This window comes from Amycolatopsis sp. NPDC003861 (genome assembly GCF_053605405.1).
Genome location: NZ_JBSGJD010000214.1, coordinates 1 through 17,134, shown reverse-complemented (window position 1 = coordinate 17,134; position 17,134 = coordinate 1). Strand labels below are relative to the sequence as shown.

The 17,134-nt window shown below is 72.1% G+C and carries 16 protein-coding genes and 1 pseudogene; 7 read left to right on the top strand and 10 right to left on the bottom strand.

What is annotated here, in order from left to right:
- The 3 genes from ACWEVN_RS36855 to ACWEVN_RS36845 form a co-directional block, all read right to left on the bottom strand.
- Positions 1–1,124: WXG100 family type VII secretion target (locus ACWEVN_RS36855; RefSeq protein WP_452054356.1), on the bottom strand; the 1,124-nt coding region annotated here is incomplete at its 3' end.
- A 3-nt stretch (positions 1,125–1,127) separates the two neighbouring features.
- Positions 1,128–1,721: a DUF3558 domain-containing protein gene (locus ACWEVN_RS36850; RefSeq protein ID WP_452054358.1), complete on the bottom strand. Its 594-nt coding sequence runs from the start codon at positions 1,719–1,721 to the stop codon at positions 1,128–1,130.
- Between the two features lie 56 nt (positions 1,722–1,777).
- Positions 1,778–2,176: a hypothetical protein gene (locus tag ACWEVN_RS36845; RefSeq protein ID WP_452054355.1), complete on the bottom strand. Its 399-nt coding sequence runs from the start codon at positions 2,174–2,176 to the stop codon at positions 1,778–1,780.
- 183 nt (positions 2,177–2,359) lie between these two features.
- On the opposite strand from ACWEVN_RS36845, the gene ACWEVN_RS36840 reads away from it, so the two are divergent.
- From ACWEVN_RS36840 to ACWEVN_RS36820, 5 genes are all read left to right on the top strand, one after another.
- Complete coding sequence (locus tag ACWEVN_RS36840) at positions 2,360–2,941, top strand: TetR/AcrR family transcriptional regulator (protein WP_043784004.1); 582 nt, start codon at positions 2,360–2,362, stop codon at positions 2,939–2,941.
- Between the two features lie 199 nt (positions 2,942–3,140).
- Positions 3,141–4,481, top strand: a complete 1,341-nt coding sequence (locus ACWEVN_RS36835; RefSeq protein WP_449681709.1) for a hemolysin family protein — start codon at positions 3,141–3,143, stop codon at positions 4,479–4,481.
- A complete protein-coding gene (locus ACWEVN_RS36830; RefSeq protein ID WP_449681710.1) occupies positions 4,478–5,521 on the top strand; it encodes a hemolysin family protein in 1,044 nt (347 codons plus the stop codon). The genes ACWEVN_RS36835 and ACWEVN_RS36830 overlap by 4 nt, the downstream gene beginning before the upstream one ends.
- Positions 5,518–6,393 carry a 3-methyladenine DNA glycosylase gene (locus ACWEVN_RS36825; protein WP_452054354.1) on the top strand — a complete coding sequence of 292 codons (876 nt, stop codon included), beginning with the start codon at positions 5,518–5,520 and terminating at the stop codon, positions 6,391–6,393. Before ACWEVN_RS36830 ends, ACWEVN_RS36825 begins: the two co-directional genes overlap by 4 nt.
- Before the next feature lie 116 nt (positions 6,394–6,509).
- Positions 6,510–8,396 carry a hypothetical protein gene (locus ACWEVN_RS36820; RefSeq protein WP_452054353.1) on the top strand — a complete coding sequence of 629 codons (1,887 nt, stop codon included), beginning with the start codon at positions 6,510–6,512 and terminating at the stop codon, positions 8,394–8,396.
- Positions 8,397–8,399: 3 nt separating this feature from the next.
- Here the strand turns inward: ACWEVN_RS36820 and ACWEVN_RS36815 are convergent, their stop codons facing one another.
- Genes ACWEVN_RS36815 through ACWEVN_RS36805 form a run of 3 tightly spaced genes read right to left on the bottom strand, consistent with a single transcriptional unit; the run spans position 8,400 to position 10,354 of the window.
- The gene (locus ACWEVN_RS36815; protein ID WP_449681713.1) at positions 8,400–9,179 is read right to left on the bottom strand and encodes an aldo/keto reductase; all 780 of its coding nucleotides are present in this window, start codon (positions 9,177–9,179) and stop codon (positions 8,400–8,402) included.
- 40 nt (positions 9,180–9,219) lie between these two features.
- Positions 9,220–10,014, bottom strand: coding sequence for a helix-turn-helix domain-containing protein (locus tag ACWEVN_RS36810; RefSeq protein ID WP_452054357.1), 795 nt, complete (start codon positions 10,012–10,014; stop codon positions 9,220–9,222).
- Between the two features lie 19 nt (positions 10,015–10,033).
- Entirely contained in the window at positions 10,034–10,354 is a 321-nt protein-coding gene (locus tag ACWEVN_RS36805; RefSeq protein ID WP_452054352.1) for a hypothetical protein, read from the bottom strand.
- A gap of 159 nt (positions 10,355–10,513) precedes the next feature.
- Between ACWEVN_RS36805 and ACWEVN_RS36800 the strand changes: the two genes are divergently transcribed.
- Positions 10,514–10,873 (top strand): nuclear transport factor 2 family protein, encoded by a 360-nt coding sequence (locus ACWEVN_RS36800; RefSeq protein ID WP_449681715.1) that lies wholly within the window; start codon positions 10,514–10,516, stop codon positions 10,871–10,873.
- Between the two features lie 40 nt (positions 10,874–10,913).
- On the opposite strand, the gene ACWEVN_RS36795 is transcribed toward ACWEVN_RS36800, so the two are convergent.
- Positions 10,914–12,068 (bottom strand): NAD-dependent epimerase/dehydratase family protein, encoded by a 1,155-nt coding sequence (locus ACWEVN_RS36795; protein WP_452054351.1) that lies wholly within the window; start codon positions 12,066–12,068, stop codon positions 10,914–10,916.
- A gap of 139 nt (positions 12,069–12,207) precedes the next feature.
- Here ACWEVN_RS36795 and ACWEVN_RS36790 point away from each other — a divergent pair, with 139 nt between their 5' ends.
- Complete coding sequence (locus ACWEVN_RS36790) at positions 12,208–12,705, top strand: GtrA family protein (protein ID WP_310973016.1); 498 nt, start codon at positions 12,208–12,210, stop codon at positions 12,703–12,705.
- On the opposite strand, the gene ACWEVN_RS36785 is transcribed toward ACWEVN_RS36790, so the two are convergent.
- The 3 genes and pseudogenes from ACWEVN_RS36785 to ACWEVN_RS36775 all read right to left on the bottom strand — a co-directional run.
- Positions 12,635–14,809 carry a glycosyltransferase family 2 protein gene (locus ACWEVN_RS36785; RefSeq protein ID WP_452054350.1) on the bottom strand — a complete coding sequence of 725 codons (2,175 nt, stop codon included), beginning with the start codon at positions 14,807–14,809 and terminating at the stop codon, positions 12,635–12,637. The genes ACWEVN_RS36790 and ACWEVN_RS36785 overlap by 71 nt on opposite strands.
- Entirely contained in the window at positions 14,806–15,741 is a 936-nt protein-coding gene (locus ACWEVN_RS36780) for an NAD-dependent epimerase/dehydratase family protein (protein ID WP_452054349.1), read from the bottom strand. Before ACWEVN_RS36780 ends, ACWEVN_RS36785 begins: the two co-directional genes overlap by 4 nt.
- Positions 15,742–15,788: 47 nt before the next feature.
- Positions 15,789–17,134 (bottom strand): annotated as a pseudogene (locus ACWEVN_RS36775) (glycine dehydrogenase (aminomethyl-transferring)); the annotation flags it as partial.

The window sequence follows — 17,134 nt, the reverse complement described above, 5'->3', positions numbered from 1 at the left end:
CCCATGCCGGAGCCGCGGCCGCCGCCGAGGGCGCGTTCGCCTGCCGCGCCCGCCCCGCTCCCGCCGCCTGCGCCCGATCCGGTGCCTCCCCGGCCGGTGGAGTCAAGGAGCCGGCCGCCGGCGTTCCCGCTGTTCGGGCCGCGGCCACCGCCGGTGCCGGAATTGGGGTCGTTGGGGTTCGGGAAGTTCGGGCCGTAGTTCTGGCCACCCCCGGTGTTGGTGGGGTAGAAGTCCACCCCACCGGTGTTCGGCGGCGTCTTCCCGGGCTGGTCGGTGGTCTGCCCCGGCCGCGTCGGCACGTTCGGGCGGCCGGTGCCGGTGGTGTGGGTGTCGTCGCCGCCGGTTCCCCCGGTGCCGCCCGTTCCTCCGGTGCCCCCGGTGCCGCCGGTCCCTCCGGTTCCGCCCGTGCCTCCGGTGCCACCCGTGCCACCGTTCCCGCCGGGCTTGTCCCCGCCGCCGGTCTGCCCGGGATCGAAGCCGGTGGTCGAGGTGTGGTCGTCGCTGCCGGGATCCCCGTGACCGATATTGCGCGGCGGCGTCTCCGGCGGCGGCTTGATCTGCCCCGGCCCGTCGGGCGTGTTGACCGAGATGGCGGCACCGTCGGACTCGAGCACGCCGTAGTCGGTCGGCAGCGCGGCCCGGGTGCTGTCGGTGGCGTTGCTGTACTGGTCCATCACGCGGACGTTGGTCTCGTTCGCCGCGTTGTACCGCGCCATGCCCTCTTGGTAGTTGTCGATGTCGTCCTTGGCCATGAACGGCCCGGCGATCGGAATGGCGGCCTTGAGCCCGGTGGTCCAGGGGTTCGGCTTGTCCGGCTTCGGCGGCACCTCGACGACGGTGTTGCTGGAGTTTTCGAAGACGGCCGCCTGCGTGTTGACCGAAGCCCTGGTCGCGTCCAATGGCTGCGAACTGTCGAAGAAGGCCCGCTCCATCGGCCCGGCACCCGCGTTCGCGGCCTCCGAGGCATCCCCGCTCCACGAGTTCACCATGCGCGACTGGAGCGCCTTGATGCTCGCGCCGCGTTCCATGTACGCGTCGGACAGCTCCTGCACGGTTTGCGCCATCTGCTGCAGGGCAGTGGTGTCGCCTTGTCTGAAGTTGTCGTAGATCTGCTTGCCGTCCACTCGTCAAGCCCCCTTGAGTGTCTTGATCATCGCCGCGGCGATCCGGGCGGCAGTGCCGCAGGAGTCGTCCTGGCCTTGGTAGCCCTGCGCGTACACGTCGACCGCGAGGTCGTCGGCGATGCCGACGCCGAGGCCACAGCTACCCATCGACCGCATGTCCGTCAGGTCGTAGTAGACCGCCGGATAGCCGTCGACGTCCGGAGCGTGGTCGAGGAATCTGATGAACGTCCGCTGCCGGTACCCGGCGTAGATGCCGGCCAGTCCACCCGCACCACGGTCGCGATTGGCGGTGCCGACGGTCAGCAGTACGCCGATGCCTTCACCCTTGATCTTCCACGAGCAGGACGGCCCGGCCTTCGTCTTGGAATCGTTGCCCGCCGGCCGGGTCTCACCCGGCGCGGGGAGACGCAACGGGGTGAGCACGTCCGCGGGAACCAGCCCGCACGGATCGGCGGCGTACTTGCTCACGTCGAGCGGATCGGCCACTTTCGGCACGTCGGGATCCGCCGCGGGCGAGCCCGTCGACGCGGGGCCGGTGGACGAGGGTGACGCGGTGCCGTCCTTGGGTGTGGTGCAGGCGGCCGCCGCACCTGCCACGAGAGCCGTGAGAACGGCGAGGACACCCAGTCTGCTTCGGAACAAGATCGGTTCGCCTATGCCTTGAAGGTGTCGGACAGGTCCTGGTCGGTCACCACGGTCTTCGACTGGGCTTCCTTGAGCTTCTTGACGTACTCCTGCGCGTACTTGCGCATCGATTGGTTCTGCCGGTAGAGGGCGGAGACCGAATCGAAGGTGCTCGAGGAATAGCCGTCGCTCACCGCATCCTTGCCGGGTGCCGCCTCGCCGCTGGTGCCCATAAGGCCCCGGATCTTTTCGCCGTCGTCGACGATCTTGTCCAGCAGGTCCTCCCACTGGCCGATCACCGCGGCGAGCTCCTCGGGGTCCATCTTGAACTGGCCGCCCTTGCCGCCGCCGCCGTAGACGCGGCCCGGGGTGTCGAAGACGTCGCCCCACAGCGCTCTTGCCGCCGCGCCCGCCTCACCGATGATCACCGCACACCTTCCCCTCAGCTCACCCACCGTGATGGGGCAAACCTTAGCCAACCGTCTCACTTCGTGTCAGCGAATCGCCGCAACGTTCGGACGGTGGGGGCAACCGGGCGGTTCCCTGCACTCCGGGTCACAGTACGTACGTACGGATTGCGAACTCCCGGTCCGCGGTGCCAGGATTTCAGGATGCCACGCGTAAGCCAGGATCACCTCGACGCACGCCGGCGCCAGATCCTCGACGGCTCGCGCGTCTGCTTCGCGCGCTACGGCTACGAAGGTGCCACAGTCCGGCGCCTGGAGGAAGCCACCGGTCTCTCGCGCGGGGCCATCTTCCACCACTTCCGCGACAAGGAGTCGCTCTTCCTCGCCCTCGCCGAGGACGACGCGCTGCGGATGGCCGACGTCGTCGCCGAACAGGGCCTCGTCCAGGTCATGCGGGACCTGCTCGCCGGGGGCGACCACCCCGCCGACTGGCTCGGGACGCGCCTGGAGGTGAGCCGGCGGCTGCGCACCGATCCCGAGTTCCGCGGCCGGTGGGCCGAACGGTCCGAGCAGCTCACCACCGCCACCCGGCTGCGCCTGCTGCGCCAGCGCGAGGCCGGGAACCTGCGGGACGACGTCGACGTCGACGTCCTCACCGCCTTCCTCGAGCTCGTCCTCGAAGGACTCGTCTCGCACCTGGCCATGGGCCTGCCCGCCGCCGGGCTCGGGCCGGTGCTGGACCTCGTCGAAGAAACCGTGCGCCGGCACCGCCCGAGCCGGGGATGAGCGCTCCGACACACCCGGTACGCGAGCGGCGAGCGCGAAAGACACGTTAAGATTGTCGCAATAACCGCAGTACACGCCGATTTCCCGCTAGGAGTGACCGTTTCGTGCGCGCAGCGCAGTCACCCGGTGACAGTACCGGGCCGGGTGACCGACCCGGCTGTCCGATAGGTTCATCCCCCGCCACCGAGGCGGGTGCGGAATGATCCAGATCCTTCTCGCCGTCTCCGGCGTCCTCCTGTTCGTGCTGCTGACGATCGGCACCGGGCTCGCCGTCGCGGCCGAGTTCTCGCTGACCGCCCTGGAACGCAGCACCGTCGAGGCCAACGTCCGCCAGGTCGGCGACCGCCGCGCGCTGACCGTCCAGAAGGCCCACCGGACGCTGTCCTTCCAGCTCTCCGGCGCCCAGGTCGCGATCACGCTGACCACGCTGATCACCGGGTACCTGGCCGAGCCGCTGATCGGCGAGCTCGTCCGGCCGCTGCTGACCGGCCTCGGGCTGCCCGCCGGGTTCGCCGGCGGCGCGTCGATCGTGCTCGCGCTGATCATCGCCACGTCGCTGTCGATGATCCTCGGCGAGATGCTCCCGAAGAACCTGGCGATCGCCCGGCCGCTGCCGACCGCCCGCGCGGTCGCCGGCTACCACTCGCGGTTCTCCTCGCTCTTCCGCTGGCTCATCACGCTGATGAACAACAGCGCGAACTTCCTCGTGCGGAAGTTCGGCGTCGAACCGCAGGAAGAGCTGAGGTCCGCGCGCTCGCCGCAGGAACTGGGCTCGATCGTGCGCTCCAGCGCCGAAAGCGGCACGCTCGACACCTCCACCGCCGAGCTGCTCGACCGCTCGCTGCGGTTCGGCGAGCGCACCGCGGAGGAGCTGATGACCCCGCGCGTGCAGCTCGAATCGCTCGCCGTCGACGACACCGTGGAAGACCTCATCGAGATCTCCCGCCGCACCGGCTTCTCCCGGTTCCCGGTGCACGCCGAGGACCTCGACGACGTCCGCGGCGCCGTGCATGTCAAGCAGGCCTTCGCCGTGCCCGCGGCGGACCGGGCGGCCGTGCCGATCGGCTCGGTCATGCGGCCGGTGCCGACCGTGCCGGAGTCCCTGCCCGGCGACGACCTGCTGCTGCGCCTGCGCGACTCGCGCTTCCAGCTCGCCATCGTCGTCGACGAGTACGGCGGCACGGCCGGGCTGGTGACCCTGGAGGACGTCGTCGAGGAGATCATCGGCGACGTCCGCGACGAGCACGACGAGCGCGAAGCACCGGCCTCCCAGCAGGTCGGCGCGGACAGCTGGCTGGTCTCCGGGCAGCTGCGCGCGGACGAGGTCACCGGTGTCACCGGGTTCCGGATGCCGGACGGCGACTACGAGACCATCGCCGGGCTGATCCTCGAACGGCTGGGCAAGATCCCCGCCGAGGGGGACGCCACCGAGGTCGACGGCTGGCTGCTCACCGTGACCACGATGGACAAGCGCCGGATCGCCGAGGTCGAGGTCGCCCCGGTCCGCGCACCGGCCCCGCAAGCGGAGGTGGCGTCGTGAGCGACTGGCTGAACATCGCCCTCGTCGTCGTCCTGCTGCTGGCCAACGCCTTCTTCGTCGGCGCGGAGTTCACGCTGATCTCCTCCCGGCGCGACCGGCTCGAAGCCTTGCTGGAACAGGGCAAGACCCGCGCGCGGATCGTCATCAACGCGAGCAGGCACGTCTCGCTGATGCTCGCCGGCGCGCAGCTGGGCATCACCATCTGCTCGCTGCTGCTGGGCCGCGTCGGCGAGCCCGCGATCGCGCACCGGCTGGCGGCGGGCTTCGACGCCCTCGGCCTGCCCGAGGCGCTGCTGCACCCGATCTCGTTCGCGATCGCGCTGGCGTTCATCACCGTGGCGCACGTGCTGATCGGCGAGATGGTGCCGAAGAACCTCGCGATCGCCGAGCCCGAGCGGCTCGCGCTGTGGCTGGTGCCGGCGCACGTCGCGTGGGTGAAGCTGGCCAACCCGTTCATCTGGCTGCTGAACTTCGTGGCCAACTCGCTGCTGCGCGCGTTCCGCGTCGAGCCGAAGGACGAGCTGGAGACGGCCTACACCTCCGACGAGCTGGCCGAGCTGCTCAGCGAGTCGCGCCGCGAAGGCCTGCTCGACCAGTCCGAGCACCAGCGGCTCGCCCAGACGCTGTCGTCGGTGCAGAAGACGGTGGCCGACGTGCTGGTGCCGACCGCCGAGCTGACCACGCTCCCCTGCGGCCCGACCGTCGGCGAGGTCGAGCGGGCGGTGTCGTCCACCGGCTTCTCGCGGTTCCCGGTGTGCACCGACGACGGGCGCCTGACCGGCTACATCCACGTCAAGGACATCCTCGACCTGGCCGGGCAGGACCCGGGCACGACGGTGCCGTCCTCGAAGACGCGCGCGCTGACCGAACTGCGCGCCGACGCCCGGCTCGACGTCGCGCTGTCGGCCATGCGCAAAGAGCGCAGCCACCTCGCGCGGGCGCTGGACGAGAACGGGAACGCCGTCGGCGTCGTGGCGCTGGAGGACCTGGTCGAGGAGTACGTGGGCACGGTGCGCGACGGCACCCACGTGAGCGCATGACCGAAGTACTCGCCGAGGCGGACTGGCTGGCCCGGGAGGCGGCGCACGTCGCGCGGATGCGCCGCTGGACCGGCCCGCACCAGGAGCGGCGGGCGCGCGGCGAGAAGCACCCGGTGCTGGACTTCCTCTTCACGTACTACTCGTACCGGCCGTCCCACCTCGAGCGGTGGCAGCCCGGGCCCGGCGTCGCGCTCGCCGGGCCCGCGGCGCGGCGCTTCCTGGACCGCAAGGGGTACGTCGCCACGCCCGAGGGCGTCCTGCTCGACCCGGCGGGCTTCGGCGAGGGCAAGGTCCGGACGACCGAGTTCGTCCTCGGCCTGCTGACCGCGACGGCGTCCCGCGCGCCCCGGCTGAGCTGCTTCGGCCTGCACGAGTGGGCGATGGTGTACCGCGAGCCCGCGGATTCGGTGCGGCACAACCAGGTGCCGCTGCGGCTCGGCTCGGCGGGCACCGACGCGGTCGTGGAGTCCCTGGACATCCGGTGCGGGCACTTCGACGCGTTCCGCTTCTTCACCGGCCCGGCGCGGCCGTTGAACGAGCTGGCGCCGTCGCGGGAGACGCAGATCGCACTCGAGCAGCCGGGGTGCCTGCACGCGAACATGGATCTGTTCAAATGGGCGTACAAGCTCGACCCGTTCGTGCCGGCGGAGCTGGTGGCGGATTGTTTCGAACTGGCGGTCGAAATCCGGACGCTCGACATGCGGGCGAGCCCGTACGACCTGGGTTCGTTCGGCTACCCGCCGGTGCGGATCGAGACGGCCGCGGGCCGGGCGGAGTACGCCCGGACCCAAGGGGAGTTCGCCCGCCGGGCGGCGCCGCTGCGTCATCGCCTGATTGCGCATTGCCATCGCCTGGTCAGCGCAGCACCCTGAGCGCGGCCCACTGTGAGTCAGATTATTCTCTCACCGATACTCACCTGTTAGGGTGATAACGGTTTGATTGCATAGCAGCGCGTGCTTGGCATGCGCTCACCCCGAAAGGATGACGGATGGGGCGACACTACCGGGACGAGGAGCCGGTGCCGCACCCTCAGGACCGCACGCCACGCGTGCCCGCCGAGGGCCGCAGCGAGGCCTCCGGCGCCTTCCGCACCCCGGGGCGCAGCTCCATCTCGGACGCCTTCGGCATCGCCCGGGTGCCGGGCGAATCGTCCGGTTCGGTGTTCTTCACGGAAGGGGCGCAGGCGCCCGGCTTCCCGCCCGCGCCCGACGGCCCGGCCACTCGCCGGGGTGAGACCTCGGGGGCGTACCCGGCCGCTTCGGGATCCCACCCGGTCACCCGCCGGGGAGAGGCTTCGGGCTCGTACCCGGTCGCCGGCGGCGATTCCGCCGTGACGCGCGCGCCTCGCCGGAGTGAAGCTTCCGGGGCTCACCCGGTGACGAGCAGCGAGATCACGACGACCATCGCCACCCGCCGCGGTGAAACCTCCGGCGCCTACCCGGTCACCAACGGCGAAGCCGCCTCGCGCTCGCGCCGCGGTGAAACCTCCGGCGCTTACCCGGTCGCCCACCCCGAGACCACGCGCCGCGGCGAGGCCTCGGGTTCCTACCCCGCCGCCGAGAGCGCGACTCGTTCGCAGCGCCGTGGCGAGGCCACCGGCGCGGCCGAGAGCGCCACCCGCGCACCCCGCCGCGGCGAGGCGGCCGGCGCCCACCCGGTCACCGACACCACCCGCACCCGCCGCGGTGAAGCCTCCGGCGCCTACCCGGTCACGAACGGCAAAGCCGCCTCGCGCTCGCGCCTCGGTGAAGCCTCCGACGCCCACCCGGTCACCAACGGCGAAGCCACCGGCACCACTCCCCGCACCCGCCGCGGCGAGACCACCGGCGCCCACCCGGTCACCGACGGCGAAGCCGCCGAAACCACCTCGCGCTCCCGCCGCAAGGACCGCGGCGCCCCGGTCCCGGACCGCGTCGAGACGCCCGGCTCCGGCAGGTCCACCCGCGCGTCCCGCCGGGCCGAAGCCACCGGTGCGCACCCCGTCACCCCCGTCGGCGAAGGGACTTCCCCGCGGTCCCGCCGCCGGGGCGGCAAAGCCCCCGCGGAATCCGCCGCCGAGCGGACCGAGGTCATCACCCCGCCGGACGAGGACGTCGCCACCCGGCCCGAAGACACCGGCACCGGCACCGGGCCGCAGACCCCGGGCCGCGGCGAGCGCACCGACTCCACCGGTCCCCAGCGCGCCGGCCGCGAGGACAGCACCGGGCCGAACCGGACTCCGCGCAGCGAAGGCACCGGCTCGCACCGGATCGTCGGCAAGAGCGACGCCACCGGGTCGCACCGGATCGTCGGGAAGAAGGCTCCGCGCCGCCGGATCGCCGGCTGGCCGATCGCCTGCCTGGTGCTCGCCGTCCTCATCGGGCTCGGCGTCGTCGGCTGGAACTGGGCCGACAACGAGCTGAACAGCCGGGCCGAGGCGCAGGCCGCCAGCTGTGACGGCGGCACCACGCACATGCGGGTCGTCGTCACGCCGAGCGTGCAGAAGCCCGTGGCCGCCGCGGCCGACCGGTGGAACCAGGCCGCCACCGTCGTGCACGGGCAGTGCGTGCACGTCATGATCGAGGCCAAGCCGTCGGCGCAGGTGCTCGACGCGCTGGTCGGCCGGGCCAAGCTGGACTCCATCGGCGGGCTGCCGGCCGCCTGGCTGCCCGAATCGTCGTACTGGGTCAGCGAGCTCACCACCAAGAAGCCCGAGATGATCGGCTCGCCCGCCCAGTCGGTGGCGAACGCGCGCTCGGCGGACTACCCCTTCATCGGGCTCGCCGGCCCGGGTGTCGACGACACCGCGCTGCGCGCCGCCCAGACGTTCCGCGAGTACCTGGAGCAGCCGGCCCAGCAGGCCGACTTCGCCGCGGCGGGCATCAAGTCCACCTAGGCGCTAGACCCGCGTGCCGTTGTCGAGCTCGGCCACCACGGCGAGGTCGTCGTCGGCCAGCTCGAAGTCGAAGATGCCGAAGTTCTCCCGGGTCCGGGTCGTGGTGGCCGACGCCGCCACCGCGACCGTGCCGGTCTGCAGGTGCCAGCGGAGCACGATCTGGGCCGGGGTCTTGCCGTACTTGGCGGCGAGCGCGGTGACCGTCTCGTCGGACAGCAGCGCCGCGTTCGCGGCCGGGCTGGCCGCGGCCGTCACGATGCCGCGCTCGGCGTGGAACTCGCGCAGCGGCACCTGCTGCAGCCACGGGTGCAGCTCGACCTGATTCACCGACGGCACCGCGCCGGTCGCGTCGATCAGCCGGCGCAGCTCGGCGACCCCGAAGCCGGCGACGCCGATCGCGCGGGCCCGGCCGTCGGCGCGCAGCCGGCTCAGCGCGCGCCAGGTGTCGGTGAACGCGCCCTTGGTGCCCTCCAGCAGGCAGAGATCGGCCCGCTCGAGCTGCAGCGCCGCCAGCGCCTGGTCGGCCGCCCGGCGGGCGTTGTCGTAGCCCTGGGCGGGCACGTGCACGCTGACGAACAGGTCCTCGCGGGGCACTTCGGCCGCGGCGAGCACCGCGCCCACCGCCGCCTCGCTGCCCGGCGTCGTGTCGATGCCGCGGTAACCGGTGTCGAGGGCGATGCGGACGGCCCGGCCGATTTCGGACGGCGACAGGCCGGCGACGCCGAACAGCAGCTGGGGGATGCGGACTCCGACGGACAGGGCGAGCGAAGGCGGGACGGCCATCAACCGGTGATCCTCACTTCGGATGCTGCGCGGACCCCCATCATCCCACCCGGGCGGCCCGCTCGCGCAGGTACGCCGCCGTCGCGCTGTCGGCCGGGAAGAACGACTCGATCACCAGTTCCGCCACGGTGACGTCCAGCGGGGTGCCGAACGTGGCCACGGTGGAGAAGAACGTCAGGTCGACGCCGTCGTGGCGGAACTTCAGCGGCACGAAGATGTCACCCGGTCCGGGGACCTCCACCTCGGGCACGGCCTGCTCGCACGGGTACCCGCGCAGCTCGTCCAGGAGCTCGGCGAGGCCGGCGTCGGCGGTCTGGGTCACCTGGCGCCGCAGCCGGCCGAGCAGGTGGGCGCGCCACTCCCCCAGGTTGAGGATGTGCGGCGCCATGCCGTCCGGGTGCAGGGTCGCGCGCAGGACGTTGGTGGTCAGCTCGGGCGGGATCCCGGCGACGAACAGCCCCACCGCGGCATTGGCGTCGACGAGGTCCCAGTTCCGGTCGACGACGGCGGCCGGGTACGGCTCGTGGCCCGCGAGCAGCTGCCGCACCGCCCGCCGGACGGCGTCCAGCTCCGGGTCGCCCAGCGCGGTCTCGGTGTAGGCGGGCGCGTACCCGGCGGCGAGCAGCAGCCGGTTGCGTTCCCGCAGCGGGACGTCGAGGTGTTCGCCCAGCCGCAGCACCATGTCCCGGCTCGGCTTGGAGCGGCCGGTTTCCACGAAGCTGAGGTGGCGGGTCGAGATGTCCGCCGAGATCGCCAGATCGAGCTGGCTGATCCGGCGCCGGTCGCGCCATTCGCGCAGCAGCTCCCCGACGGGCCGCTGCCGCGCCTGCACCATGGTCGTCACGCGAGCGACGCTACGGCGAGCACGGCGTGGCGGCCATTACTTCCGGGGTAATGGCTCGATCTCCGCGCCGGCCGGGCAAAAGCCCTCCAGGCGGTCCATCAGCTCCAGGACGGCGTCGCAGGGCCGGATCGTCGGTCCCGCCCGGGGCGCCGTCGGCGATGAAGTCCAGCGCCGCCCCGCACCCTCGCAGCAGGGCGGCCTTGGTGACACCGGCCGCGTAACCCGCGGTCGCCACGGCTTCGAGTGTGTCCCAGGCCTGCGCGACGCGGGCCGCGGCGACCAGGTCGCGGACCAGGGCCGGGGCCGCGGGCGGCTCGGCGTCATTCGTCATGCCCGGAGTGTGCCGAGCCGCGGCCGGGGCGCGCCACCGGATTCCGCGGCCGCACCGGCATTACCTCTCGCGTAATCGACGGGCCGCCGCTCGTCCGCCAAAGTCGATCCCAGCACCGGATGACGGCGGAACCGTTGTCCCCCAACCGAAGGAGTCACCATGACCGACGTCCGCAGCCTCGTCGAGCGGTACCTGGCCGTCTGGAACGAGACCGACGCCGGCAAGCGCCGGGCGCTCGTCGCCGACGTCTTCACCGAGACCGCCGGTTACACCGATCCGCTCGGCGCCGTCACCGGGCACGACGGGATCGACCGGTTCGTCGCCGGGGCCCAGGAGCAGTTCGGCGGCCTGACCTTCAGCCTGCCCGCCGAGCCGGACGCCCACCACGACCTCGCGCGCTTCCAGTGGTACCTCGGCACGCCCGGTGCCGAGCCGGTCGCCATCGGGTTCGACGTCGTCGAGCTCGAAGACGGGAAGATCGCCCGGGTGCACGGCTTCCTCGACAAGCTGCCCGGCTGAAACCGTGGGGGCTCCCCACGCGGGAGCCCCCACGGACTCCCTAGCTCTTCAGCGCGCCGCGCCAGCGGACGGTCGGGCGCAGCTTCTCCGGGTTCACCCGGTGCTTGTTCGCGCCCACGATGTCGAACATCGACTCGATCAGCGTGTCCGACAGCAGGTGCGGCTCCAGGCCCAGCCCGACCAGCCCGGTGTGCTTCACGTTGTAGTAGTGCTCCGGCGCCTCGGTGCGCGGGTTCTCCAGGTGCTCGATCTGCACCGGGCCGGGGAACCGGTCGGCGACCAGCTCGGCGATCTCGGCCACCGACATGCTCTCGGTCATCTGGTTGAACACCCGGAACTCCCCCGGCTCGGCGGGGTGCTCGACGGCCAGGCGGATGCACTCCACGGTGTCGCGGATGTCGATCAGGCCACGGGTCTGCGCGCCCTTGCCGTACACGGTCAGCGGCTGGCCCAGCACGGCCTGGATGACGAACCGGTTGAGCACCGTGCCGAACACCGCGTCGTAGTCGAAGCGGGTGGCCAGGCGCGGGTCCAGCGCCGTCTGCGGGGTCTGCTGGCCGTACACCACGCCCTGGTTGAGGTCCGTCGCCCGCAGGCCCCACGCGCGGCAGGTGAATTCGATGTTGTGCGAATCGTGGACCTTGGTCAGGTGGTAGAACGAGCCCGGCCGTTTCGGGAACAGCACGCGGTCGGAGCGGCCGTTGTGCTCCAGCTCCAGCCAGCCCTCTTCGATGTCGATGTTGGGCGTGCCGTATTCGCCCATCGTGCCCAGTTTGACCAGGTGGATCGCCGGGTCGATCTCCGCGATCGCGTACAGCAGGTTCAGGTTCCCGATCACATTGTTGTGCTGCGTGTACACCGCGTGTTCGCGGTCGATCATGGAATACGGCGCCGACCGCTGCTCGGCGTAGTGGACGACGGCGTCCGGCGCGAAGTCACGCACCGCCGCGAACAGGAACTCCGCGTCGAGGAGGTCGCCTTCGTAGCTGGTGATCGCCCGGCCGGAGACCTCGCGCCAGGTCGCGATGCGGTCGGCGAGGGATTCGATCGGGACCAGGCTTTCCACGCCGAGTTCGGCGTCGTACCCCCGCCGCGCGAAATTGTCGAGAACGGCCACCTCGTGGCCTTTGTCCGATAAGTGCAGCGCGGTCGGCCAGCCCAGATATCCGTCACCGCCGAGAACCAGCACACGCATTGTGCCGCCTTTCCTGCTCGTTTACGCCACACGAACGCTATAGATCACGTGCTGATGAAGACCTGGCAATGACCTGTGAATCTCCTATGCATGAGGGGGTCGGACGGCGGCGCGACCGGCCCGCGGGGAGGATGGGGGCATGACGACCGTAACCAACGGCGTGCGGCCCCGCACGGCGGACGAAACCCGCCATCGCGGCTGGGCCCGCCTGGCGCGCGCCGCGACGACGTCGGTCGCGGCCACGGTCCTCAGCCAGGTCGTGCTGCTCGCCGTCCTCGCCACCGGCGGCGCCGCTTCGCTGGCGAGCACGCTGGCCTGGGCGGCCGGCGCGGTGCTGAACTTCCTGGTCACCCGCCGCTGGGTGTGGGGCCGCACCGGGCGCCCGCGCGTCCGCCGCGAACTGCTGCCCTACCTCGCGGTGATCGGGCTCGGCGGGCTGGCGTCGATCGGCCTGACCACCCTGGCCGGCTCGCTGCTGACGCCCCTCGACCTGCCGCACTTCTGGTGGGTCGTGCTCGTCGACGGCGCGTACGTGGCCAGTTACGCGCTGGTGTTCGCCGTCAAGTTCACGCTGCTCGACCGGTTCGTGTTCGGCCGCGGCGCAGCACGTACCCCCGCCACCACGTCCCGGTCATGACCCGCGCGTAGTTGGCGCCGTAGACGAGGCTGCCGCCCTTCTTGCTCTTGCCCGCCTTGCGCAGCCGCATGCTCATCGGCAGCTCGGTGACGCGGGCGCCGCGCGCGGTGACGCCGAGCAGCAGCTCGGACGACTGGTACTGCGGCTCGTTCAGCGGGACCGAGCAGGCCAGCTCCGCCCGCATCGCGCGGAAGCCGAACGACGTGTCGGTGATCCGCCGGGCCGTGAGCACCGACGCCAGCGCCGCGAAGACGCGCACGCCGAGCCACCGGACGCGGCTGTCGGCTTCCTCGTGCCCGAGCCGCCGGGACCCGGTGACGAAGTCCGCGGTCCCGTCGACGACCGGCCTGACCAGGGCTTCCAGCTCGCTGTTGTCGTACTGGCCGTCGGCGTCGGTCGTGACGACGTACTCGGCGCCGCCTTCGGCCGCGAGGTGGTAGCCGAGCCGCAGCGCGGCACCCTGACCGCGGTTGCGCGGCGCGACGCAGACATACGCGCCGTGCGCTTCGGCGATCGCGGCGGTGTCGTCGGTCCCGCCGTCGACGACGACGAGGACGTCGACCGGCATGCCGAGGCACTCGTCCGGCATCTTCTCCAGCACTTCGCCGATGCCGCCGGCTTCGTTGTAGGCGGCGATGACGACGGTCAGCGGCGCCAGTTCCAGGTCGGGGTGGCGGCCGCGGAAGTCGTCGAGGGCGCCGGAGTCGACGTCGTCGGGGAAGGCGGCGAGCCGCTTCCGGCTGGCCGACGTGAGCGTGGTGAAGCCGAGCGCGCCGGCGACCGGCAGCAGCACGAGCGCCGGGATCTGGTAGCGCCAGGAGAACTGGAACACCGCCGAGGCGAACAGCAGCAGCAGCCCGGCCGACGCCGCGAGCAGGGCCCCGGCCCGGGCCCGGTCGAGGGGTTTCTTGCGCCGGAACACCGTCAGCAGGCCGAGGAGCGCGCCGATGCCGAGGACCGCGCCCGGGACGTACCCGCCGCCGAGCTGGTAGTCGCGCAGGATCTTGGCGAGGGGCTGGTCGACGCTCGCGACGACGCCGTCGTTCTGCAGCGTGACCAGGTCGATCAGGGACTGGTCGGCCCACTGCGGGTAGGTCGGCTGGAACTGCCAGCGGTCCAGGGGGACGTCGGTGGGGTCCTGCTCGCGCGTCCAGGCGAAGCTCTTGGCGAAGTCGTCCAGGATCGCCGCGGCGACGTCGCCGGGCTGCTCCTTCAGGACGTCGATCGCGAACTCGTGCGCCAGCGCGGCCTTGTCCGCGCCGGGCGGGAGCGGGCCGGGCCAGTTCGGGTCGAGGTCGGCGTGGGTGTAGTTGTCGACGAGCCGGGTTTCGCGCGGCTCGGCCGGGCAGAACACCATCAGCGCCGGGTCGAGGTGGAGGTTCGCGCAGTCGGCCACGGCGGCGGTACGGCCGTAGAGCATGTTCCCGGACGGCCCGGTCAGCCCCCACTTCCCGGTCTCCGCGTGCACCCGCGCCGAGTACGGGACCAAAACAGCGAGGAGCCCCAGGAGGCCGGCACCGGCCCGCCGCCAGCCCGCCCAGTGCCGCCAGGCTCCCCCGGCGACGACGAGGAAGACCAGCAGCGGAACGGCGAGGGAGATCCCGATCAGCCGGGTCAGCACGCCGAAGCCGAGCAGCAGGCCCGCCGCGCCGGCGCGCTTCCAGCCGGGGGTGCCCCAGCCGAGCAGGAGCCACAGCAGCCCGAGGAGGACGGCCTCGAACGTCACCTCGGACATGATGTTCTGCTCGATCTGCAGCTGGTAGGCGTCGAGCAGGACCGGGGCCGCGGCGAGCGCGCCGACCCACGGGCGGCCGCCGAGGCGCAGGACCAGCGCGTACAGGCCGATCGCGATCAGGACGCCGCCGGCGTGCTGCACCGCGGCGACCCAGGCCAGCCCGCCGACGGCGAGCAGCGGCCGCAGGACCAGGTCGTAGCCGATCGGGTCGAGCTGGTCGGCGCGCAGGGCGTGCAGGTTGTCGAGGTAGCGGAAGGAATCGATGAACAGCAGCGCCGGGCGGTAGGCCAGCCAGGTCAGCACCCGGAGGGTGATCGCCGGGACGAGGAGCAGGAGCAGCAGCCAGTGCCGCCGGAGAAAAGCCTTCACTGGTTCGCGAGGCCGGAGAAGTACTTCCACGCCGTCGCGAGGCCGTCGGTCAGCGAGACTTCCGGCCGGTAGCCGATGGTCTCCGCGCTCGCCGAGACGTCGACGACGACCGCGGGCATCTCCCCGGCCGGGGCCTCGACGTGCTCGACCGGCAGTTCGGCGCCGGTCACCTCGCGCACGGCTTCGACCATTTCCAGCACGGACACCGAACGCCCGGCGCCGACGATCGCGCGGCCGGAGTAGCCGCTGTCGAGGGCGAGGAGCACCGCGCGGACGACGTCGTCGACGTGCACGAGGTCGCGGCGCTGGCGGCCGTCGCCGTAGACCTTGACGCCGCCGCCGTCCAGCGCGGCCCGCATCATCCGGGGCACGAAACTGTCCTTGTGGGACATTCCCGGGCCGTAGACGTTGGTGAACCGCAACGCACACGTCGTCATGCCGTACGCGCCCGCGTAGCCCGACAGCAGCATTTCGCACGCCGCCTTCGTGGCGCCGTAGGGCGTCAGCGGGCGCAGCGGCAGGTCCGGGGTGATGGTGGCGCCGCCGACGTTGCCGATCACCGCGTTGGTCGAAGCGAGCAGGAAGTTCGGCACCTCGTGGCGGCGGGCGAGTTCGAGGAGTTCCTGGGTGACCAGGACGTTGTCGGCGAAGGTGTCCTCGGGCAGCTCGACCGACTTCAGCACCGACGTCAGCGCGGCGAGGTGCACGATCGCCGCGGTCTCGCGGGTCACGGCCTGCTCGCGGACGGCCGCGTCGCGGAGGTCCCCGGCGACCACGCGGACGCCGGCCAGGTCCTCGGGGAACGGGACCCGGTCCACGACGGTGACCGGGACGCCCCGGTCGCGGAGGGCGTGCACGACGGCCCGGCCGATGAAGCCGCTGCCTCCGGTCACGACCACGGACGTCCGATCAGGACCGTGCCCACTCACCATGGGCGTCAACCTACCCGCCGTTCCTGTGTGCCCGCGCGATGGCTCGCTCAGGCGAACGCCTCCGGCGGCGGGCAGGAGCAGACCAGGTTCCGGTCGCCCGCGGCGCCGTCGATGCGGCGGACCGGCGGCCAGATCTTCGCCGCGGCCGGGCCGGCGGGGAACACCGCGGTCTCCCGGCTGTAGGGCCGGTCCCACTCGCCGGTGACGCACCGGGCGGTGTGCGGGGCCTGCCGCAGCGGCGAGTCCTCGAGGGGCCACTCCCCCGCCGCGACCCGGTCGATTTCCGCGCGGATCGCGATCATCGCCGCGCAGAAGCGGTCGAGTTCGGCGAGGTCTTCGCTCTCGGTCGGCTCCACCATCAGCGTGCCCGCGACCGGGAACGACATCGTGGGCGCGTGCAGCCCGTAGTCCGCCAGCCGTTTCGCGACGTCGTCGACCGTGACACCGGTGGCCTTGGTCAGCGGCCGGAGGTCGAGGATGCACTCGTGCGCCACCAGGCCTTCGTGGCCGGCGTACAGCACCGGGTAGTGCGCGGCGAGGCGGCGGGCGATGTAGTTGGCGTTGGCCACCGCGACGAGCGTGGCCCGGCGCAGGCCCTCGGCGCCCATCATCCGGACGTACGCCCACGAGATCGGCAGGATCGAGGCGCTGCCCCACGGCGCCGCGCTGACCGGGCCGACGCCGGTGGCCGGGCCGGCCGCCGGCTGGAGCGGGTGGTTCGGCAGGAACGGCGCGAGGTGCGCGCGGACGCCGATCGGGCCGACACCGGGCCCGCCGCCGCCGTGCGGGATGCAGAACGTCTTGTGCAGGTTGAGGTGGGAGACGTCGGCGCCGAAGCGGCCGTACTGGGCGACGCCGATCAGCGCGTTGAGGTTGGCGCCGTCGACGTACACCTGCCCGCCGGCGTCGTGCACCGCCGCGCAGACCTCGCCCACGGTGTCTTCGTACACGCCGTGCGTCGACGGGTAGGTGAGCATGATCGCCGCGAGGCCGGCCCGGTGCTCGTCCACTGTGGACCGCAGGTGGGCGAGGTCGATGTTTCCGCCGGCGTCGCAGGCGACGACGACCACGCGCATGCCCGCCATCACCGCGCTGGCCGCGTTGGTGCCGTGCGCGCTGGCCGGGATCAGGCAGACGTCACGGGCGTGCTCGCCGCGGGAGCGGTGGTAGGCGCGGATGGCGAGCAGGCCCGCGAACTCGCCCTGGCTGCCGGCGTTGGGTTGCAGGGAAACCGCGTCGTAGCCGGTGATCCGGGCGAGCCAGGCGCTCAGGTCGGCGGCCACCTCCAGGAGCCCGGCGGCGTCCTCGGCCGGCGCGAACGGGTGCAGGCCGGCGAACTCCGGCCAGGTGACCGGCTCCATTTCGGCGGTGGCGTTGAGCTTCATGGTGCACG